The sequence below is a fragment of the Kribbella sp. NPDC003557 genome, assembly GCF_040610805.1.
In the GTDB taxonomy this organism is placed as follows: domain Bacteria; phylum Actinomycetota; class Actinomycetes; order Propionibacteriales; family Kribbellaceae; genus Kribbella.
In genome coordinates this window covers 167,523-185,471 of record NZ_JBEXMY010000012.1, presented here as the reverse complement: position 1 = coordinate 185,471, position 17,949 = coordinate 167,523, and the positions used below count along the sequence as shown (strand labels likewise).

General features: G+C 69.4%; 22 protein-coding genes, 1 tRNA gene and 1 pseudogene. 17 read left to right on the top strand and 7 right to left on the bottom strand.

Features of this window, described 5'->3' with window-relative positions; all coding sequences use genetic code 11:
- Positions 1 to 535: 535 nt before the first annotated feature.
- The 14 genes and pseudogenes from ABZW60_RS38170 to ABZW60_RS38105 all read left to right on the top strand — a co-directional run bounded on the left by ABZW60_RS38170 (position 536) and on the right by ABZW60_RS38105 (position 10,275).
- Positions 536 to 784 carry a DUF6284 family protein gene (locus tag ABZW60_RS38170; protein WP_355485423.1) on the top strand — a complete coding sequence of 83 codons (249 nt, stop codon included), beginning with the start codon at positions 536 to 538 and terminating at the stop codon, positions 782 to 784.
- Positions 781 to 1,005 carry a hypothetical protein gene (locus ABZW60_RS38165; protein ID WP_355485421.1) on the top strand — a complete coding sequence of 75 codons (225 nt, stop codon included), beginning with the start codon at positions 781 to 783 and terminating at the stop codon, positions 1,003 to 1,005. Before ABZW60_RS38170 ends, ABZW60_RS38165 begins: the two co-directional genes overlap by 4 nt.
- Positions 1,002 to 1,889 (top strand): ABC transporter permease, encoded by an 888-nt coding sequence (locus tag ABZW60_RS38160; RefSeq protein WP_355485419.1) that lies wholly within the window; start codon positions 1,002 to 1,004, stop codon positions 1,887 to 1,889. The genes ABZW60_RS38165 and ABZW60_RS38160 overlap by 4 nt, the downstream gene beginning before the upstream one ends.
- A 1-nt stretch (position 1,890) precedes the next feature.
- Positions 1,891 to 4,107 carry a cell division protein FtsK gene (locus tag ABZW60_RS38155; protein WP_355485418.1) on the top strand — a complete coding sequence of 739 codons (2,217 nt, stop codon included), beginning with the start codon at positions 1,891 to 1,893 and terminating at the stop codon, positions 4,105 to 4,107.
- Positions 4,104 to 4,349, top strand: a complete 246-nt coding sequence (locus ABZW60_RS38150) for a hypothetical protein (RefSeq protein ID WP_355485416.1) — start codon at positions 4,104 to 4,106, stop codon at positions 4,347 to 4,349. Before ABZW60_RS38155 ends, ABZW60_RS38150 begins: the two co-directional genes overlap by 4 nt.
- Before the next feature lie 174 nt (positions 4,350 to 4,523).
- Positions 4,524 to 4,883, top strand: a complete 360-nt coding sequence (locus ABZW60_RS38145; RefSeq protein ID WP_355485414.1) for a hypothetical protein — start codon at positions 4,524 to 4,526, stop codon at positions 4,881 to 4,883.
- Positions 4,775 to 5,380: pseudogene (gene dcm, locus ABZW60_RS38140) on the top strand (DNA (cytosine-5-)-methyltransferase); the annotation flags it as partial. The gene ABZW60_RS38145 and the pseudogene dcm, both read left to right, overlap by 109 nt.
- Before the next feature lie 195 nt (positions 5,381 to 5,575).
- Positions 5,576 to 5,884 (top strand): DNA cytosine methyltransferase, encoded by a 309-nt coding sequence (locus ABZW60_RS38135; protein WP_355485466.1) that lies wholly within the window; start codon positions 5,576 to 5,578, stop codon positions 5,882 to 5,884.
- Complete coding sequence (locus ABZW60_RS38130; RefSeq protein WP_355485412.1) at positions 5,881 to 6,303, top strand: RRQRL motif-containing zinc-binding protein; 423 nt, start codon at positions 5,881 to 5,883, stop codon at positions 6,301 to 6,303. Before ABZW60_RS38135 ends, ABZW60_RS38130 begins: the two co-directional genes overlap by 4 nt.
- A gap of 25 nt (positions 6,304 to 6,328) precedes the next feature.
- Entirely contained in the window at positions 6,329 to 6,574 is a 246-nt protein-coding gene (locus ABZW60_RS38125; protein ID WP_355485410.1) for a hypothetical protein, read from the top strand.
- Positions 6,571 to 7,494 carry a bifunctional DNA primase/polymerase gene (locus tag ABZW60_RS38120; protein WP_355485408.1) on the top strand — a complete coding sequence of 308 codons (924 nt, stop codon included), beginning with the start codon at positions 6,571 to 6,573 and terminating at the stop codon, positions 7,492 to 7,494. Before ABZW60_RS38125 ends, ABZW60_RS38120 begins: the two co-directional genes overlap by 4 nt.
- A gap of 104 nt (positions 7,495 to 7,598) precedes the next feature.
- A complete protein-coding gene (locus ABZW60_RS38115; RefSeq protein WP_355485407.1) occupies positions 7,599 to 8,846 on the top strand; it encodes a DUF3631 domain-containing protein in 1,248 nt (415 codons plus the stop codon).
- Positions 8,847 to 8,884: 38 nt separating this feature from the next.
- On the top strand, positions 8,885 to 9,109 hold the full coding sequence (locus ABZW60_RS38110) for a helix-turn-helix domain-containing protein (RefSeq protein ID WP_355485405.1): 225 nt from the start codon (positions 8,885 to 8,887) through the stop codon (positions 9,107 to 9,109).
- A complete protein-coding gene (locus ABZW60_RS38105) occupies positions 9,109 to 10,275 on the top strand; it encodes a tyrosine-type recombinase/integrase (protein ID WP_355485403.1) in 1,167 nt (388 codons plus the stop codon). The genes ABZW60_RS38110 and ABZW60_RS38105 overlap by 1 nt, the downstream gene beginning before the upstream one ends.
- A gap of 79 nt (positions 10,276 to 10,354) precedes the next feature.
- Here the strand turns inward: ABZW60_RS38105 and ABZW60_RS38100 are convergent.
- A tRNA-Gly gene (locus tag ABZW60_RS38100) sits at positions 10,355 to 10,428 on the bottom strand.
- A 393-nt stretch (positions 10,429 to 10,821) separates the two neighbouring features.
- Between ABZW60_RS38100 and ABZW60_RS38095 the strand changes: the two genes are divergently transcribed.
- Both ABZW60_RS38095 and dcd read left to right on the top strand, forming a co-directional pair.
- Positions 10,822 to 11,262 carry a MarR family transcriptional regulator gene (locus ABZW60_RS38095; RefSeq protein ID WP_355485401.1) on the top strand — a complete coding sequence of 147 codons (441 nt, stop codon included), beginning with the start codon at positions 10,822 to 10,824 and terminating at the stop codon, positions 11,260 to 11,262.
- Positions 11,263 to 11,410: 148 nt separating this feature from the next.
- Entirely contained in the window at positions 11,411 to 11,986 is a 576-nt protein-coding gene (gene dcd, locus ABZW60_RS38090; protein ID WP_355485399.1) for a dCTP deaminase, read from the top strand.
- Positions 11,987 to 12,034: 48 nt separating this feature from the next.
- Here the strand turns inward: dcd and ABZW60_RS38085 are convergent, their stop codons facing one another.
- From ABZW60_RS38085 to ABZW60_RS38070, 4 genes are all read right to left on the bottom strand, one after another.
- Positions 12,035 to 13,540: a hypothetical protein gene (locus ABZW60_RS38085; protein ID WP_355485397.1), complete on the bottom strand. Its 1,506-nt coding sequence runs from the start codon at positions 13,538 to 13,540 to the stop codon at positions 12,035 to 12,037.
- A 198-nt stretch (positions 13,541 to 13,738) separates the two neighbouring features.
- Positions 13,739 to 13,984: a hypothetical protein gene (locus ABZW60_RS38080; protein WP_355485395.1), complete on the bottom strand. Its 246-nt coding sequence runs from the start codon at positions 13,982 to 13,984 to the stop codon at positions 13,739 to 13,741.
- A gap of 106 nt (positions 13,985 to 14,090) precedes the next feature.
- Positions 14,091 to 14,927, bottom strand: a complete 837-nt coding sequence (locus ABZW60_RS38075) for a DUF4097 family beta strand repeat-containing protein (protein ID WP_355485393.1) — start codon at positions 14,925 to 14,927, stop codon at positions 14,091 to 14,093.
- Positions 14,924 to 15,697 (bottom strand): hypothetical protein, encoded by a 774-nt coding sequence (locus ABZW60_RS38070; protein WP_355485391.1) that lies wholly within the window; start codon positions 15,695 to 15,697, stop codon positions 14,924 to 14,926. Before ABZW60_RS38070 ends, ABZW60_RS38075 begins: the two co-directional genes overlap by 4 nt.
- Positions 15,698 to 15,797: 100 nt before the next feature.
- On the opposite strand from ABZW60_RS38070, the gene ABZW60_RS38065 reads away from it, so the two are divergent.
- Positions 15,798 to 16,592, top strand: a complete 795-nt coding sequence (locus ABZW60_RS38065; RefSeq protein WP_355485389.1) for an SDR family oxidoreductase — start codon at positions 15,798 to 15,800, stop codon at positions 16,590 to 16,592.
- Here ABZW60_RS38065 and ABZW60_RS38060 read toward each other — a convergent pair.
- A complete protein-coding gene (locus tag ABZW60_RS38060) occupies positions 16,527 to 17,291 on the bottom strand; it encodes a type II CAAX endopeptidase family protein (RefSeq protein WP_355485387.1) in 765 nt (254 codons plus the stop codon). The genes ABZW60_RS38065 and ABZW60_RS38060 overlap by 66 nt on opposite strands.
- Positions 17,197 to 17,907 carry a helix-turn-helix domain-containing protein gene (locus ABZW60_RS38055; RefSeq protein WP_355485385.1) on the bottom strand — a complete coding sequence of 237 codons (711 nt, stop codon included), beginning with the start codon at positions 17,905 to 17,907 and terminating at the stop codon, positions 17,197 to 17,199. Before ABZW60_RS38055 ends, ABZW60_RS38060 begins: the two co-directional genes overlap by 95 nt.
- Between the last annotated feature and the right edge of the window lie 42 nt (positions 17,908 to 17,949).

Below are 17,949 nucleotides of genomic sequence, written 5' to 3'. Positions count from 1 at the left end.
GGTTCGAGTCTCGTCAAGCTATCAGTCTCATGAGACAGAGATGAGACCAGATGGTTCACGTACGGTCGAGATGAGATACACGCGGAGTTAGAGCGAGACTCCCGGTCTCCAAGACTTCTGGCATGCCCAAGACCACGTGCTACCGCGCAGGCCTGGACGGTTTCCGGCCGCGCTCTGCTGGCGGTACGCCTCGCTCTCTCGCCGTCTTGCGGATGTACGCCGCCGTAAACGGCGACAGCCGCTCTACCTCAGTCGGCGGAACGCCTGCGCGCAATGCGTCAATGACGGCGTCGAGCAGCTCCTGGCGAGCTTGCTCATGGGTCGCCTCGGTCTCTCGATATCGGGCGGTCGCGGCCTCTAGAGCATTCCGTGGGTCAGTCACGCCACACAGAATATCGCCTCCCTGTTGCGATCAACGGGCAAGAGGCGCTACGGTAAATCGCAGCTCGAAAGCGATTTCGAGAAGCGACGCCCCGGCGGCTGGCACCGCCGAGGCGTCTAGGTCGCACTAGTCGTCTTAAGAGGAGCGCAACCCATGAGCATCATCCACCTGTCCGCCGTTAGTGGTGAGGAACCGACCGCCGCTGACATGGCCGCGATTGAGTACGAGTGGCCTCTGATTGAGGCCGAGCTGGACCTCTTGAACGCACAGATCGCCCTCATCAACGCGGGTCCGAACGCGTCGGTGCTGGACAGTCGCCGCGTTCGCCGCGCTGCCCACCGCGTGATCGAGGCCGCCCGCGTGCTGGCCGCCCGCACCCCGGAGACGGAGGTTGTGGCATGACCGCGCCGGTTGCCGAGCTGCCCGTGTCGGACCTCGTCCGGGTCGATTTCGGCTGGTGGAAGGTCGCGGGCTACGACCTGGTGCAGGTCGTCTCGCCGCGTACGGCGCTGGGGACGGCGTGGATCGTCTGGCACGGCGACCACGTCTTGCACACCACTGACACGCTGCCGCACGCGGGCGGCTGGGTCGCTAGCCACCTGACGGGAGGTCAGGCGCGATGAGTACTCCGCTTCGTACGTCGTACCCGGTCCCGGTTGAGGACCTGATCCCGGACGCACGCCGTCTCGCCGTCGAGCTGGGCGAGATCCCGTCCCAGAACCGGTTGATGAAGCATCTGCGGATTGGCAAGGACAAGGCCAAGGCTGTCCACGCCGCCCTGACCGAGGAGCGCACCGAGGACCGCCTGGAGACCCGGCTTCACTCGGTGCCGGACCCGGACGAGACCACCACCGAGACCGCGACCGCCGACACGGCTGCCGACGACGCTGCCAAAGAGTCTGCGCAGGTCACGCAGCAGACGAACCCGGTCTCCGATGCTGAGGTGTTCCCGGCCGAACTGGTTCCCGCGGCTGCATACCCGGACAGCGCGGGCGGCATCTCCCCGGCTCCCGAAACGACCCCGGACAGCGAGGCTGAGAGCAGTGCCGAGTCCAGGGATGAGATGCGCCCGGTTCGGTCGTGGCCGGTGCTGCTGCTGGCGCTGCCCGCGTTCGTCGCGGTCTGGTCTGGGTGGGTCGGTCTCGGTGAGCTGACCGGATTCGGTGTCGTACATCCGCTGCCGGGGATCGCGGACGGGTTCACCTTGAACTCTGCGATCACGCTGCCGATCGGTGTCGAGACCTACGCCGCGTTCGCGCTGCGGGTGTGGCTGTCCGGCCGTGTCCCGGCCAAGGCGCGCCGGTTCGCCAAGGTCTCCGCGTTGTCCGCGCTCGCGCTGGGCGCGCTGGGACAGGTCGCCTACCACTTGCTTGAGGCCGCCGGCGTGACGGCCGCGCCGTGGCCGATCACCACCGCTGTTGCCTGCCTGCCCGTTGCCGTGCTCGGCATGGGCGCCGCACTCGCTCACCTGATCCACACCCGCCCCACCCAGAACGGGGAGCAGTGACATGACCGAGCCCGTGAACAACCTGCCCGACCCGATCGACCTGGACGCGCACCGCGCCCGCCGCGACGACGCACCCGAGGCTGCGCAGGCCCCGGAGGAGACGGCCGGCGCGCTGGTGCCGCTGTCGGCGGGCGAGGTGGAGTCGATGGACACCGCCTACGAGATCGCGTTGGACGACACCGACGAAGACCCGGCCACCGGCAAGGTCATGGTGCCGGTCGACACCCCCGGCCCGCCGGTCCCGGTCGCGGACGGGCAGCGACTGCCGATCGTGCCGGTGCATCTGCGGCCGAAGGCGCTGCCCGCGACGATGCGCCGCGCTGGCGGCCGGGCCGGGCACGTGACGGCCTTCCATGCGGTGCGCTCGCCCTGGTACGCAACCAAATTCGCCTGGTTCGCCGGCCGGGGTCTGTCGCGGCTGATCGGCAAGCAGATGCGCTGGTGGTGGGTCCCGAACTCGGTACTGCTGGAGCAGAAGGCCGCCGACGCGGGGGAGCTGAAGGAGTGGGAGAAGATCCACCGCCAGCTCAAGGCGACCCGCATGTGGCGCGGTCTGGTCCTCGCGGCACAGAACCTCGGTCTGCTGATCGGGTTGCCGATCGCGTGGAACGCGGCCCCGGCCGCTGGTCTCGCCGCGGTGGGTGCGGCGGCGGTCGCCGGGCTGGCGCACTACGGCAGACCCGCAGGTCAGACCGTCCTCGGTACCGCTGTCGTCGCACCCCGGTTCCGCAAGCTCAACTCCGACATCGTGCTCCGGGCGTACTACGCGGCCGGTCTCGGCAAGCCTGATCGCGCCGACCAGGAGGTCCGGTTCGGGTCGCCCATGTCCCGCGACGCACGGAACACCGGTTCTCAGGTGGTCGTGGATCTCCCGTACGGCAAGGGCTGGTCGGACGTGGCCGGGGCGCGGGAGAAGATCGCTTCGGGTCTGGACGTGCACGTGAATCAGGTGTTCCTGACCCCGGACAAGTCCAGCTCGCGGCGGCACACGCTGTTCGTGTCCGACCGGGACCCGCTGGCCGTCGCGGTGGGCCGCACGGAGATGCTGGACTGCAAGCCGCGCTCGATCTGGGAGCCGGTCAAGCTGGGCAAGGACGAGCGGGACGCGCTGGTGTCGCTGCTGCTGATGTGGAACTCGCTGCTGGTCGGCGCGCAGCCTCGGAAGGGCAAGACGTTCTTCGCCCGGCTGGTGGCGTTGTGGGCGTCGCTGGACCCGTACGTGAAGCTCATCGTTGCTGACGGCAAGAACTCCCCGGACTGGCTGGGCTTCAAGAAGGTCGCGCACCGGACCGTGTTCGGGACGCACCCGAACCCGAACGACGACAACCCGATCGAGCGTCTCCAGGCGATCCTGGACGAGGTGCTCAAGCACATCGATCGCGTGAACTCGATCCTGACCACACTGCCGGTGACGATGTGCCCGGACGGCAAGCTGACCAAGGAACTCGCCCGGGACCCGCGCTACCCGGACCTGCGCGTGTTGGTGATGGTGATGGAGGAGTTCCAGGTCTACTTCGAGACCGAGGACCAGGCCGTGAACAAGGAGATCGCGGCCAAGCTGTCCCGCATCCAGGCCGTTGGGCCGTCGGCCGGCGTGGTGCTGATCTCGTCGTCGCAGAAGCCGTCTGGTGTCGGCGCGGGTGACGTGTCGCGGCTGTTCAACCGCTACCGGGACAACCACTCGGCACGGTTCGCGCTCAAGTGCGGCAACCGCACCGTCTCGGAGGCGATCCTGGGCGGCGACGCCTACCAGGAAGGCTTCGACGCCTCCACGCTGCCGGTAGGCGATGAGTACCGGGGTGTCGGCTACCTGTACGGGGTCACCGACAACACGCCGACCGTGCGGTCGTTCCTGGCCGACGCGGCCGACGCGGACAAGATCCTCACCGCCGCACGGAAGTACCGGGAGGCGGCCGGGACCCTGACCGGCCAGGCGGCTGGGGAGGAGCTCGAGCGGGCGACCCGCGATGTGCTGGCCGACGTGCTGACCGTCATGGGCCCGGACGGCAAGGCGCACTGGGACACCATCGCCGGACGCCTCGCCAACCAGATGCCCGAGCAGTACGACGGCACCACCCCGGAGGCAATCTCCGCACAGGCCCGCGCACAAGGCGTCCCGTCGGTGAACGTCAAGCGCGACGGCGTGGTCCGCAAGGGCGTCAGCGCCGACGACCTGCGCGCCGCCATGGCCCGCCGAGACACCACCACCGGCCGATGAAGGGACTGCTGAGCGTGGATCTCAACACCGCACTCCGGGCCCGCCGCCAAGCCTTGGCCGACCGGCACCAGCGCGCCCTCGACGAGTACGCCGCCGCCGTCCACGAGCTGGCCGAGCTGTCGCAGCCCGACCCGCTCACCGGCCGAGTGTGGCGAACCTCGGAGTGGCGAGCAGCCCGCTTCCGGTTCCGGCGCGCTGCCCGTGCCGTCCGCCGGACCCAGCCAAGACGCTACACACGGTAACTGAATGCACTGAGGGTGCGGGACGGCTGAAGTAGCGGCCCCGACGCTACCGGTAGCGGCTGCGCTACCCGTCCCGCTACCCCGCAACCCAAACCTGACCAGGCCGTTCTTTCGCGCGTAGCGAGTAGCGGCCACGGCACCTCACGCCCAAAAACAGCCCGTTGGAGGCTTCCCATGCTGTCCCGCGCCGCTACCGCCACCCTCACCGCCGCTACCCACGGTAGCGACAGCTCCGACGCTGCCGCTACCCTCGCCGCCACCGTCCACACCGCTGGACAGGTCGCCACGGTGGCACTCATCGTGACCATCGCCGTCACGTTCTACCTGTTCACCTGCCTGATCTGGCCGTTCGGCAAGTGCCGCCGCTGCAAGGGCGTCGGCAAGTTCAAGTCCCCGTTCGGCCGGGCCTACCGGCACTGCGGGAAATGCGACGGCTCCGGGCTGCGGGTCCGCGTCGGCCGCCACGTCATCAACCACATGCGCGCCGTCCGGGGAGCCGGCCAGAACTCCACCAGCAAGGGCGACCGCTCATGACCGCCCCGACGATGCCGACCGCGCCGGCGACGGGCGGCCTGCAGCTGGTGTCGCTGTGCGCCGGAATCGGCGGCATCGACCTCGGCTTCCACCGCGCCGGCGTCCCGGCCGTGGCCGCTGTCGAGATCGATCCGCGGGCGCGCGGTGTGCTGGGCGACCGGTTCCCCGAAACCGTCCCGTTCGAAGACCTCACGAAGGTGACCGCCGATGACCTCATCGCAGTTGGAGTTGTTCCCGACCGAACCGTCCTCGCGGCCGGGTGGCCCTGCCAAGGAAACTCATCTCGCGGCCGTCGTGGCGGCCTGGCAGATCCACGCTCGGGTCTGTGGCTGCATGTCGCGCGACTGCTGGGTGAGCTTCGTCCCCGTTGGTTCGTCGGCGAAAACGTCCCTGGCCTTCTGTCCGTCAACGGCGGCCGCGACTTCGGGACCGTGCTCGCGGACCTGGCCGAGCTCGGGATGGACAGTGCCTGGCGGGTGCTGGACGGTCGCGGTTTCGGAGTACCCCACCGACGCCGCCGACTCGTCCTTGTCGGACATTCTGGAGACCGGACCGCACCTGTCCGCGTACTCCTTGAACCCGACCGTCTGCCGGGGCATCCTCACCCGCACCGCGAGGCGACGCCGCAACCTCCCGCCGCTGTTGAGGGAGGCGTTGGAACGAGTCGCGGCGACGGAGAGCCGCGAGGCGGCGTGACCGCCTGGGCACCGGCCTTCGCGCACTCGCTCGTGAGTCATGGCGGGAACGACAAGCAGGACCCGTCGATGGTCACCTACGTGGTTCAGTCCCACACCGGCCCACGCCGGCTGACCCCGCTGGAATCCGAACGACTCCAGGGATTCCCGGACGGCTGGACCACCACCTCCAACGGCATCCCGCAGTCCGACCGCGACCGGTACGCGCAACTCGGCAACTCCGTTGCCGTCCCGGTGTTCGAGTGGGTCGCCGGCCGCATCGACGCCGTACACCACGCCAACGACGAGGCGGGGGTGACGGCATGAGCACGGCATTGGACCGCGCCACGTTGCACCCGGCCGCGTCCCGCTGGATCGAGCTGTGGAACGGCCAACAGGCCCTCGGCTGGGACCACCACGGAACCCCGGTCTTCCGGTTCCGGTGGGCCCCGGCCGGCCTCGCCACACGTCGTCAGCTCCGGGCGATGCGGATGTGTCCGGGCGGGCAAGAGCCGTACGCGCTGCTCGTGTGGCGCGGCGGCAAGCGGTGGGCGTGGCTGTACCGGCTCGACCTCGCCCGCCCGTCCCGCGTGCCGTCCCCGGCACAGCTCAACGCCCTGGACAAGGCGATGCAGGCCCGCCGTACCTGCGGACTCTGCCAGGCCGTCACCGACTACTGCATCCCCACCTCTGACGGCCGCTGCCTCGACTGCATCGACGCCGCCAACTACCCGCACGCCGCCTGACCCGAACTCGAGAGGAGAACCTCCGATGAAGCGACTCGTTCCGGCCGTCGTCGCGGCCGTCCTGCTCTGCCTTACTGCTACTGGATGCGCCACGGGAACCGTGGTGGACAAGGGCTACCGCACCGATCAGACCGTTGTGAACGGCAAGGCCCAGTCCCGGCCCTGCTGGTGGGTCAAGTTCCGCGACACCGACGGCAAGACCCACACCGCCTGCACCTCCCGCGCCAAGTGGAAGCACGCCAACCCCGGCGACCAATGGGCCGCTCAGTGAACGCCCCCGCAGCGATCCTGACCGCCGCGCTGGAGGCGGCCGGGCGCGGCTGGCCGGTGTTCATGCTCGGCCGTTCCAAGCGCCCCGTAGCCAACTGCGACGACTGCCGCCCGGCACCGACGGCAGCGTCTCCGGATCGCGACCAGGCACACAACCCGGCGCACGATCCGGCGACGTGCGGGCACCTGACCTGCCACGGGTTCTACGCCGCCACCACCGACCCCGAACGCGTCGCGCAGATCGTCACCGCCGTCCCGGCCGGACAACTCGCCGTACGCACCGGGGCCGTGTCCGGCCTGGTGGTGGTCGACGTGGACCCCGCGCACGGCGGAGGCGTGAGCCTGGCGGAGCTGGTGGCGCACGATCTGGTGCCGCGCACGCTGTGGGTCCGTACCGGGTCGGGCGGGGTGCACTTGTACTACCGCCACCCCGGCCGCGAGATCGGGTCCCGGCCGATGCCAGGACGGCCGGGCATCGACGTGAAGGCTGACGGCGGGTACGTCGTCCTTCCGCCGTCGATCCACCACCGCAGCCGCCAGCCCTACCGGTGGGGCGACGGCCTGAGCGACCCGAGCGAGATGCCCCCGCCGCTGATCGACGCCTGCCTACCGCCCATGCCGGCCGATTCCACGACCCACCCGGCCGGGCCAATCCGGACCACCAGAGCGGGGGGCATCTCGAACCCGCAGAGCCTGCTCACGTCCACGCTCAACGCCGTCCGCAACGCACCCGAGGGCAAGCGCCGAACCACGCTCTACGGCGCCGCTCGCGGGGTTGCGCGGATGGTTGCGGCCGGTGCGATCAGCCGTGACGACGCGATCGCCGCACTGACCGACGTGGGGCAGCAAGTTGACCAGACCGCCCGCGACATTCGAGCCGCTATCACCGGCGGCTTCCATGACGAAGGGATCGCCGCATGACCACCCCAACCGACACCACTCCCGAGACGACAGCCGACGCTGTACGTCAGCGGGTGAACGGTGCCGAACTGCTGGACGAGGTTGCCACCACCATCACCCGGTACGTGATCCTGCCCAGCCCGGCCGCGCTGATCGCCGTCGTTTTGTGGATCGCCGCGACCCACGCGATGGAGGCATGGAACTGCGCGGCACGGCTGGTCATCCGGGCACCGCAGCGACGCTGCGGGAAGTCGCGGCTGCTGGACATGGTCGAAGCGATGTGCCACCAACCGCTGATGTCCGCGAACGCCTCCCCATCGGCGGTCTACCGGTCCATCGGACTCACCCCGAACGACCCCCCGACGCTGCTGCTCGATGAGGCCGACACGATCTTTGGCCCCAAGGCAGGCGACCACGAAGACCTGCGCGGCCTGCTGAACGCCGGTCACCAGCGCGGCCGACCAACCAAGCGGTTCAACGCCGGACTGAACCGCGTGGAAAGCCACGAGACGTTCGCCATGGCTGCCCTGGCAGGGATTGGCGCGATGCCGGACACGATCGAGGACCGCGCCGCCGTCATCCGGATGCGCCGCCGTGCGAAGGGCGAGAGCGTACAGCCCTACCGGGTACGACGTGACGGCCCTGCGCTGGCCCTGATCGGCTACCGGCTGCACGAATGGCTCACCGCCCACGTAGACGAGCTGGCCGACGCCATGCCCGCGATGCCACTAGAAGACCGCGCCGCCGACACCTGGGAACCCCTCATCGCGGTTGCCGACCTGGCCGGAGGTCACTGGCCCGGCGACGCCCGGCAGGCCGCGCTGACCCTGCTGGCCGAGCAGGAAGACTCCGCCGAACTGCCGCTGTCGGTGCGGCTCCTGGCCGACTGCCGCACCGCATTCGGCGACGCCGACGCACTGCCCACCGCCGACCTGCTGCAACGACTCCTGGCCGACGACGAAGCGCCCTGGGCGACTCTCGGATCGGGCGGGCTGTCACCGATGAAGCTCGGCATGCTGCTCCGCGACTTCGAGATCCGCAGCGGCAACATCCGGTTCCCCGCCGGACAGGCCAAGGGCTACCACCGCAGCGCCTTCACCGACGCGTGGAACCGCTACTGCCCCGAACCCGAAACCACCACCGACACCGTCGATGACGCCGGTACGGCACAAGCCGTCCCAGCCGTCCCAGCCGTCCCAATGCAGGTCACGCCGGGGACGGCTTCCACCCCTGGGACGGCTCAAGCCGTCCCACCCACCCAAGCCGTCCCGCACCTGACCTGCGAAGGGACGCCTGGGACGGCTGGGACGGCTTGGCCACTCAGAGCCGTTCCCGACCTTGCCGACGACAACAACCAGACGGACTGCGCATGAGCCGACAGCCCCGAGGAAGGACGACCTTGACGACCCCGATGAGTGACAGTGACCGACTGCTCGACGTGGAAGAGGCAGCGGTCATGCTCGGCACCTTCAACACCAGTGGCGTCCGGTTTCCGCGCCGACTGATCTCGGAGCGCCGTATCAGGTTCGTGCGCATCGGCCGGATGGTGCGCATCCCTGAGTCCGCGATCCGCGAACTGATCGAACAGAACACCGTCGAACCCATGCGCCCGGCTCTGGAAAGGACCGCTGCCTGATGTCAAAGCGTCGATTTGGTCGTATCCGCAAGTTGGCGTCCGGCCGGTGGCAGGCGCGGTACCCCGGACCGGACGGCATTGACCGCCCCGCGCCGCACACGTTCGCCAACAAGACCGACGCCGCACGCTGGCTGACCAACAAGGAAGCCGAGCTGCTGAGTAAGCAGTGGATTGACCCTGCCCTCGCTGCGACGCCGCTCGGAACGTACGCACGGAAGTGGATCGATGAGCGCCCCGGTCTCAGGCCGAAGACGCTAGTTCTCTACAACGGGCTGTTGCGCAATCACATTGCGCCGACCCTCGGTGAGGAGCCGCTGAACACCCTCACCGCGCCGATGCTCCGCACATGGAGGAAATCTCTCCTGGACGGCGGACTAGGAGCAGTCACCACTGCAAAGGCGTACCGGCTGCTGCGGTCGATTCTGACAACTGCCGTGGAGGACCGAATGATCGAGTTCAACCCCTGCTACATCAAAGGTGCGGCAACGGAGAAGAGTCCTGAGCGACCGACGCTGACCCTTGCCGAGGTCTACGGAATCGCCAGCGGAATCGCCCCTCGCTATCGAGCGCTTGTTTTGTTGGCCGCGATGGGCAGCCTGCGATGGGGCGAGCTCGCTGGACTTCAACGGCGGGACGTCAGCCTGAGCCGTGGGGTGGTCAAGGTACGGCGGGCCGCCGTCGAACTCCCGACCGGAGAACTCCGGATCGGTCCGCCGAAGTCCGACGCCGGCGTCCGGGACATTCACCTCCCGGAGCTGGTGACCGAAGACCTTCGATTGCACTTCGAGATCTATGTGAAGCCCGGAGCTGAGTCGCACGTCTTTACCGGCGCGAAGGGCGCGCTGCTGCGTCGGTCCAACTTCCAGCGAGCATGGCGGAAGGCGCTGAAGGCCGCTGAGGTGACGGGCGCGATCCACTTCCACGACCTACGTCACACCGGCAACAACTGGGCCGCCGAGTCCGGCGCAACTCTGGCCGATCTGATGCAGCGAATGGGCCATGCCAGCACCCGCGCCGCCGTCCGCTACATCCACACTCGCGACAGTCGCCAACGGTTCCTAGCGCAAGCCATGTCGGAACATCTCGACGGACTGCGTACGGCGGACGACGCCGACCAGGACGGCGACGACGAAGACGGCGCGTTGCCGATCGCATCGGGCACGTAACGGGCACGCGGCCGGTTTCAGGTCGCTGACATGACTCAGCCCCAGGTCGGAAAAGTGCCTCTGACCTGGGGCTGGGTTGTGGAGCGGGTGACGGGAATCGAACCCGCACTGTCAGCTTGGGAAGCTGATGTTCTGCCATTGAACTACACCCGCGCGGCCGGTCTCCCGGCAGCGGAGACGAGCATAGCTGATTCGCGGGCCGTGAACCACGTGGGGTCCGCGCGCCGGACCGGAGATCGGCCCCTGCCGACGTCCCGAGGCCCACCCGTCGGCGACCCCCGCACCCACCGCCGGCGGGCGTGGTTGCTGCGGAGTCAGCGGCCCGGCCCCGAACTTGGTGCCGAATGCATCGAAAAGGGGGTTACGGACGGTTTGCAGCGGGGCTTCTTGGGCAGTTTTCCACAAAGGGCACGTTCAGGACTGGGCAGGGTCGTCATCTTCTGGCAGATTAGAACGCGTTGCCGGGGGCAACATTCGACGCAACGTGAGGATGCGGTCCTGGACCGGGCGAGATGGTTGCGGGGCAACTGGATGAAGGGGTGAACGGTGGCAACAGACACTACTGACGCGGTGGACAACCTGGAGAAGGAACTCGTCACGTTGGCGCGGCGGCTGCGCGGTCTGCAGCGGACGCTGTCCAACGAGGCGCATCCGGACCTGGAGCCGGCGCAGTACGCGTTGCTGAACCACGTGGAGGAGCTGGCGCCGGTGCGGATGGCCGACCTGGTGGCAGCCCTCGAGGTGGACAAGGGACCGGTCAGCCGGGCCTGCGCGCGACTCGAGGAGGAGGGTCTGCTGAAGCGGGCCGCCGACAAGTCGGACGCGCGTGCGACCCTGCTGACCCTGACCGCGGCCGGAAAGCGCAAGCTGACGGCGGCCCGGAAGAAGCGGCACAAGGTGATCGAGGACCTGCTCAAGGACTGGTCCCCGGCGCAGGTGAAGACCTTCGCCACCCAGGTGTCGAAGTTCAACAAGCTGGCCAACTAGCCAATAGTTGCCTCAGGCCCACGGTCTGGTGGTGTGCTCCCGCCGGGGAGCTGAGGGCTCCGGACGACTCACCACCAGGCACGGGGAAGCACTCCGGCCGCGGGCGCGGGGCTGCGCGGACGAGTGGCACGCTGCTAACGTGCGACCCGTGCTGCTCTCCGACCGTGACATCTTGGCCGAGCTCGACGCGAAGCGGGTCCAGCTGGACCCGTTCGAAGCTGCGATGGTGCAGCCGTCGAGTGTCGACGTACGGCTGGACCGGTTCTTCCGGGTCTTCGAGAACCACAAGTACCCGCATATCGACCCGTCCGAGGAACAGCCCGACCTGACCCGGCTCGTCGAGCCCGAAGGGGACGAGCCGTTCATCCTGCATCCCGGTGAGTTCGTCCTGGGATCGACGTACGAGCTCGTCACGCTCCCCGACGACGTCGCCGCCCGGCTCGAGGGCAAGTCGTCGCTCGGCCGGCTCGGCCTGCTGACCCACTCCACGGCCGGTTTCATCGACCCCGGCTTCTCCGGCCACGTCACACTCGAGCTCTCGAACGTCGCCACGCTGCCGATCAAGCTCTGGCCCGGGATGAAGATCGGCCAGCTCTGCTTCTTCCGGCTGTCCTCCCCCGCCGAGCACCCGTACGGCTCCGCCAAGTACGGCTCCCGCTACCAGGGGCAGCGCGGCCCGACCCCGTCGCGCTCGTTCAAGAACTTCCATCGCACCGACGTCTGACCAACGAAAAGGGCCCCGGAATTCCCGGGGCCCTTTCGTTTCAGCCGGCTAGGCGGTCGGCTTCAGGTAGATCGTGACCGACTGCAGGTCGGTGGAACCGACCGAATTGCCTTGCGGCAGCTGCCCGTAGATGCCGCCGAACGGCGAAACCGCGTCGGGCGACTCCGGCTTGCCGTTGTACAGACTCATGTCACTGCCACCGGCCGACTGGGAGTCCGACGGGGTGTCGGCGGCGGTCGGCGAAGTGCTGTCCGAGGGAGTCTCGCCGGCGGAGGGGGTCTCGCCGGCCGACGGGCTCTCGCTCGACCCCGCGCTCGGCAGGTCCAGGCCGGTCTTCGCGTCCAGCAGCACCGGCTGCGCCTCGGTCTGTGCGTAGACGACGCCGTGGAACGCCGCGGTCACTCTCGGCACGACGCGTCCTTCGGACTTGTCCGTGAAGCCCCAGGTCTTCTTGCCCGTGCTGTCGTCGAACCCGAGGAGCTCCAGCGGATGACCCTGCTGCGTGGTGCTCGAGCAGACGACCGCGGTCGCCTGGTCCGGCAGGCACGCGACCTTGACGTCGAAGTCGGAGGGGGCCGCCGCCACGGTCTGCGCCACGGCGCCGGTCGCCAGGTCGATCACGAAGAACGCCTCGCCCTGGGTCCCGCCGGAGTAGCTCGCCTCCTTGTGACCGTAGAAGTACGCGTGCTTGGAGCCGCCGGCCAGTGGCTCCAGGTAGGCCTGCTTCAGCGGGACCTGCTTCGTCACCTTGCCGCTCGCGCCGTCGACGAGGCTGACCGAGCCGTCGCCCTTCTCGCTCGACTTGCTCGGCGTGCCCGCGAAAACACCGGCGTGGACGGCGGCCGGGCTGAGGCCCGGCACGACCGTGGACTTCTGCGTCGCGGGATCCGCGAACACCGTCTGGTCGCTGCCGGCGTTTCCGGCGGTGACCACGCCGACGGCGACCTGGCCGGTCTCCGGGTCGACGGCCGCGGTGGTGAGGCTCGGAGTGCCGCTCGCGAGGTCACCGGTGCCCTGCAGGGTGCTCACCTTCGCGGACACCTCGGCGATCTTCTGGCCGGTCGTCACGTCGATCCAGTGAACGACGACCAGGCCCGAGGGCTTCTGGGTGCCGTTGCCCTTGTCGGACTCGGCGTAGGCGACCACCGCGACGTCCTTGCCGTCGACCTTGGCCACCATCGGATCGCTCGCGTCGCTGACCTTCGTGGTCTCTGCGGCGGCCGACTTGATCTCCCAGGCCTTGCTGGGGTCGACGACGTCGCGGCCGGTGATCCCCCGGTAGTTCACGACCAGGGCCACCTGCCCGACCATGCCGCGCTTGGGCTCGTCGTACATCCCCCGGCCGTCGTAGTCGGGCACCGGATACGCCGCGGCGGCGGTGAAGGCCTTGGGCGGGTCGAAGGTCGGGGCGGCCGGGGCGGACGGCGTCGGCGAAGAGGTGGTACCGCCGCTGTTCTCCGAGCCCGCGTCGGACTTCTTGTCGTCGCCGCCGCAGCCGGCCAGCAGGATCAGGGCAGCGGTGACAGCTGTGGTCGCCACCATCGGACGCAACATCGTTGGTATCTCTCCCAGGTCGACCGAGAATGATCGACTGAACGCTAGCAGTGTTCACGGGTCCGCCCGGGCAGTTATCCACAGGCATTGCACCAACCTGCAAGCGCTACCGGCGGACCGGCGATCCGGCGCTGACGAGGCCGAGCCGTTCGAGGACGGCGCAGATGGCGGCGGCCGCGCCGCTCAGCGGCACCCCGTTCATCGGACGATCGAGAGCCCGGTCCCGCGGTGGCGGGGCTGCGGCTCGGTCAGCGGCCGGGTGGCCGGCTCGGTCAGGCGGCGGGAGGCCGGCTCCAGCCGGTCGGCCACCTTGTGCAGCAGGCCCGCGAACCGCGTGCGGGTCCTGACCCGCGGCCGGCCGTTGGACCGCAGCGCCCGCGCTTCGATCTTCCGGATCTGGTCCTCGACGCGGTAGCGGGCGACTTCCTGCTGTTCGCTCAACATGATCGTGCTCCCCTTCGCTCGGTCCCCGTGCTGTGTGGTGGTTTTCGGCAATGCTTCGCCCAGGTCCCGCCCCCAGTGGCGGGACCTCGTGCGGTGTGGTGGTGGGTCAGACCTTGACGACGGTGATGTCGCCGGAGACCGTGCGGGCGCGCAGCATCAGGGCGCGCTCCCCCTCGGCCGGCTTCTGGCCGGGCTCGAGGTCGCACCGGATCCGCCCGGTGACGGTCTTCAGGTCCAGGTACGTCGGCAGGCCGTCCGGGACGCCGATCTGGACGTCGCCGCGGGCCGTCTCGGCCTGGACGCTCGGTCCGTCGGCGATCTCGACCTTGACGTCGCCGGAACCGGAGGTGGCGACCGAGTGGTCGCGGATCCGCTCGATGGTGATGTCCCCCGAGCCGACCTTGACGGAGGTGGGACCGGCGGCGTCGCCGATCGTGACGTCACCCGAGCCGGTGCTCAGGCCGAGCGCGTCGCCGGCCTCCTCGATGTCGATCGAGCCGGAGCCGGTGCCGGCGCGGACGGCGCCGACGGCGGTCCCGATCTTGACGTCACCGCTGCCGGTGTTGACGCCGAGCTCCTTCTCGACCCGGGTGATCCGGACGTCGCCGGAGCCGGTCGCGAGCCGCGCCGAGCCGAGCGGCGCGTCCGCGGTGATGTCGCCGGAGCCGGTCTTGACCCGGGCGTCCAGCACCGCCGAGGTGACGATCCGGACCTGGATCTCGGGACCGCGCCGGACGTTGCGCGGGCCTTCGACGATCAGCTCGCCGTCGACGACCTCGACCGTCACGTCCTCCTCCGGCCCGCTGTCGACATCCACCGTCACCGCGGTGCCCTTGGTGTCGGCGTTGCCGGAGATCTCCACCAGGCCGGAGCCGATCTCGATCCGGATCCGCTCGATCCGGTCGTTCTCGTCGTCGGTGAGTTGCTGGCTGAAGCCGTTCATTCCGCCCATCCCGTCAGTCGCTGGCCCGGCCCGTGTCCGCCACGGCGGCGTTCCTTGTCCTCGCGTCGCCGGTCCTTGTCCTCCCGGCGGCGGTCCCGGTCGTCACGGCGCCGGTCGCGCTCCCAACGGCCGCGGTCCGGGCCGAAGACGCCTTCCTCGCCGAACGGGCCGTTCGGACCGAAGACACCGTTCGGGCCGAAGACGCCGTCGGGGCCGAGCGGTCCGTTCGGACCCAGCGGGCCCTCCGGGCCGAACACCGGTCCACGCGGCGGGCGCGGCGGCCGCGGCGGGCGCGGGCCGCGACGACGCTCGTGCAGCTCGGTCATCACGGTGCGCATCAGCCACGCGTTCGAGGAGATCCCCTCGGCCGCCGCGGCCTCGTCCACCTTGTTCTTGATCGACATCGGCAGCCGCAGCGTGATCCGCGCGGTCGGCTCGTCGGCGTCGAGGACGAACTGCTCGCCGTCCGCGACGTCCGCCTCGTCGTCGATGTCTTCGTCGGTCTCGTCCGGACCGGTCAGCTGGCTGGGCGCCGGCGTGACCACGAACTCCGGGCGGCCGCCGGCCATCCGGAGCTCGACCGAGCCCGGGGACAGCTCACGGCTGATCTCCCCGGCGGCGTCGGACAGGGCTGAGATGAGGGCCAGGCGGCCCGCGTCATCCAGCGTGGCCCCGAGGCGTTGGGCCACGGAGCGGGTTTGCTCGTCGGCCAGGGCGGTGGCGTTCTCGACGCTCCGCCGGACCGACTCGAGGTAGTGGTCAAGTTCCATGACAGCAAGCATGACGTCATGGTGACGTCACTGTCAACCCCTGCTGATGTCACCGTGGCGGCAAGGGCAGAATGTGGTGCAGTCACCGACAGGAGGAAACGTGTCCAGAGGAGTACTGATCACCGGTGCGTCCAGGGGTGTCGGCGCGGCCGCCGCGCGGGCGTTCGCGGCGGCCGGCGACCGGGTCGTGCTGCACTGCCGGGGCGCGGTCGACCGCGCCGAGGAGCTTCGCGCCGGGCTGCCCGGCGAGGGTCACACGGTGATCGCCGCGGACCTCGGCGACGCGGCCGCGATCCCTGCCCTGGTAGCGGAATCGGCCGCCGCGCTCGGTCGCGTCGACGTCCTGGTGAACAACGCCGCGATGTTCGTCGACGAGCCGGTCGCGGGCTCCCGGCGGGTCGGTCACCCGCTGGCCGAGACGTCGTACGACGAGTGGGTGGCGACGTGGCGGCGGACCCTCGCCGTCAACCTCGAGGGCGCCGCGCATGTGACCTGGTGCGTGGCGCGGCAGATGCTCGACAAAGACCCCGCCGACGGCGTACGGCGGGGCGCGATCGTCAACGTCGGCTCCCGGGGTGCGTACCGCGGCGAGCCCGACGTCCCGGCGTACGGCGCCTCGAAGGCCGGGCTGCACTCACTCGGGCAGTCGTTGGCGGCATCGCTGGCGCCGTACGACATCATCGTGACGTCACTCGCGCCCGGGTTCATCGCGACCGACATGACCGAGACGTTTCTCGCGGGTCCCGGCGGGGACGCGATCCGAGCGCAGAGCCCGTTCAACCGGGTCGCGACCGCCGACGAGGTCGGGAACGCGATCTACTGGCTCGCCTCAGCCGACGCGAACTGGGCGAGCGGCGCGGTCCTCGACTTCAACGGCGCGTCGTACCTGCACTGAGCTGACGACCACCGCGGCGACCGTCCACACCGCGGCCAGCACCGCCATCGGGAACACGTCGCCGTCCTCCTCGCTGAACAACAGGATCAGCGACAGGTTGACGGCGGCGTGGGCCGCGGTGGCGACGACGAGATTGGTACGGCGCGCATCCCGCAGTACCGCACCGATCACCACCGACAGCGCGGTCGCCATCACGACGAACAGGCCCATGTACACGAGGCCGTGCGCGAACCCGCCGATGTGCCAGAAGCCCCACAGCACGCCGACGACGAGCGAGGAACGCAGGACCGAGAACCGGGTCTGCAGGTAGGGCTGCAGGTACGCCCGCCACCCCAGCTCCTCACCGGCCGCGCCGACGATCATCGTGAGCACCAGCACCCAGAACGGGAACGGCAGGCTGTCCGCCCGCCACGCCCGCCCCGCGACCACGTGCACCAGGACGGACACAAGCATCGCCGCGATCACGATGCCGACCACGAGCGCGCTCCGCCCGGCCGCGACGGGCGCCGGCGTGAATCGCGCGGCGACCCGGGTGGTACGGCGGAACAGCAGGAACATCACGCCGACGCCGAGCGCCGGCGCGAACTGGACCAGCTGGATCAGCTCAGGACTCGGCCCGGCCGCCGTCTGCAGCGCGTTCAGGATTCCGCTGAAGACCATCGTGACCAGGTAGAAGACCAGAACGCGCAGAAACACCATCACTCCTGAGATAGGGGCCGATCATCAGGTCGAGCTGCTCGGTCAGGAACTCGGTCAGCGAGCCCCAGCCGTTCACCGCCCAGACCTGGAGCGCGCCGTTGAAACAGACCAGCGTGTGTCGAGCCAGTGCGGGTACGTCGGTGTCGGCGCGGAGCTCACCGGCCTCCACCGCGGCCCGGTAGAACGTGTCGCAGCTGTCGACGATCGCGGCGGAGTGCGCCAGCGCGTGCTGCCGGAACTCCGGGTCCGCGACGTCGAGCTGGACGAAGCCGAGACCGTTGCCGAGCTCTTCGCGGTGCTTGATGTGCGCGACCGCGGAGAGCGCGAAGTCCCGCAGTGTCGCGAGTGGTGACGCGTTCCGGGCGGCGGCCTCATCTGCCGCGAGCTTCACCATCAGCGGGGACCGGGCGGCGGATGCGAGCAGCAGGCCGCGTTTGGAGCCGAACCGCTGCATCAGCGTCGGCGGCGCCAGACCGACGCGCGCGCCGACGGCCGCGAGGGTCAGTTTCACCGGCCCGAGCTCGGCCAGGACCTGGCGGGTGGCGTCCAGGATCGCGTCGTCACTCACCAGCCGCGGCCGGGCCATGTCACCGCCTCCGAGTTTGTGAACCGTCATTCACTAATACACGAGATCGTAACAGATCCTTGTTGGATCAGT

Coding starts and splice junctions, on each gene's coding strand:
- ABZW60_RS38170 (WP_355485423.1), top strand. CDS start 536: ATGAGCATCATCCACCTGTCCGCCGTTAGTGGTGAGGAACCGACCGCC.
- ABZW60_RS38105 (WP_355485403.1), top strand. CDS start 9,109: ATGTCAAAGCGTCGATTTGGTCGTATCCGCAAGTTGGCGTCCGGCCGG.
- ABZW60_RS38110 (WP_355485405.1), top strand. CDS start 8,885: ATGAGTGACAGTGACCGACTGCTCGACGTGGAAGAGGCAGCGGTCATG.
- ABZW60_RS38080 (WP_355485395.1), bottom strand. CDS start 13,984: ATGTTGAGCGAACAGCAGGAAGTCGCCCGCTACCGCGTCGAGGACCAG.
- ABZW60_RS38070 (WP_355485391.1), bottom strand. CDS start 15,697: ATGGAACTTGACCACTACCTCGAGTCGGTCCGGCGGAGCGTCGAGAAC.
- ABZW60_RS38125 (WP_355485410.1), top strand. CDS start 6,329: ATGAAGCGACTCGTTCCGGCCGTCGTCGCGGCCGTCCTGCTCTGCCTT.
- ABZW60_RS38150 (WP_355485416.1), top strand. CDS start 4,104: ATGAAGGGACTGCTGAGCGTGGATCTCAACACCGCACTCCGGGCCCGC.
- ABZW60_RS38085 (WP_355485397.1), bottom strand. CDS start 13,540: ATGTTGCGTCCGATGGTGGCGACCACAGCTGTCACCGCTGCCCTGATC.
- ABZW60_RS38055 (WP_355485385.1), bottom strand. CDS start 17,907: ATGACGGTTCACAAACTCGGAGGCGGTGACATGGCCCGGCCGCGGCTG.
- ABZW60_RS38160 (WP_355485419.1), top strand. CDS start 1,002: ATGAGTACTCCGCTTCGTACGTCGTACCCGGTCCCGGTTGAGGACCTG.
- ABZW60_RS38075 (WP_355485393.1), bottom strand. CDS start 14,927: ATGAACGGCTTCAGCCAGCAACTCACCGACGACGAGAACGACCGGATC.
- ABZW60_RS38155 (WP_355485418.1), top strand. CDS start 1,891: ATGACCGAGCCCGTGAACAACCTGCCCGACCCGATCGACCTGGACGCG.
- ABZW60_RS38165 (WP_355485421.1), top strand. CDS start 781: ATGACCGCGCCGGTTGCCGAGCTGCCCGTGTCGGACCTCGTCCGGGTC.
- ABZW60_RS38060 (WP_355485387.1), bottom strand. CDS start 17,291: ATGGTGTTTCTGCGCGTTCTGGTCTTCTACCTGGTCACGATGGTCTTC.
- ABZW60_RS38145 (WP_355485414.1), top strand. CDS start 4,524: ATGCTGTCCCGCGCCGCTACCGCCACCCTCACCGCCGCTACCCACGGT.
- ABZW60_RS38130 (WP_355485412.1), top strand. CDS start 5,881: ATGAGCACGGCATTGGACCGCGCCACGTTGCACCCGGCCGCGTCCCGC.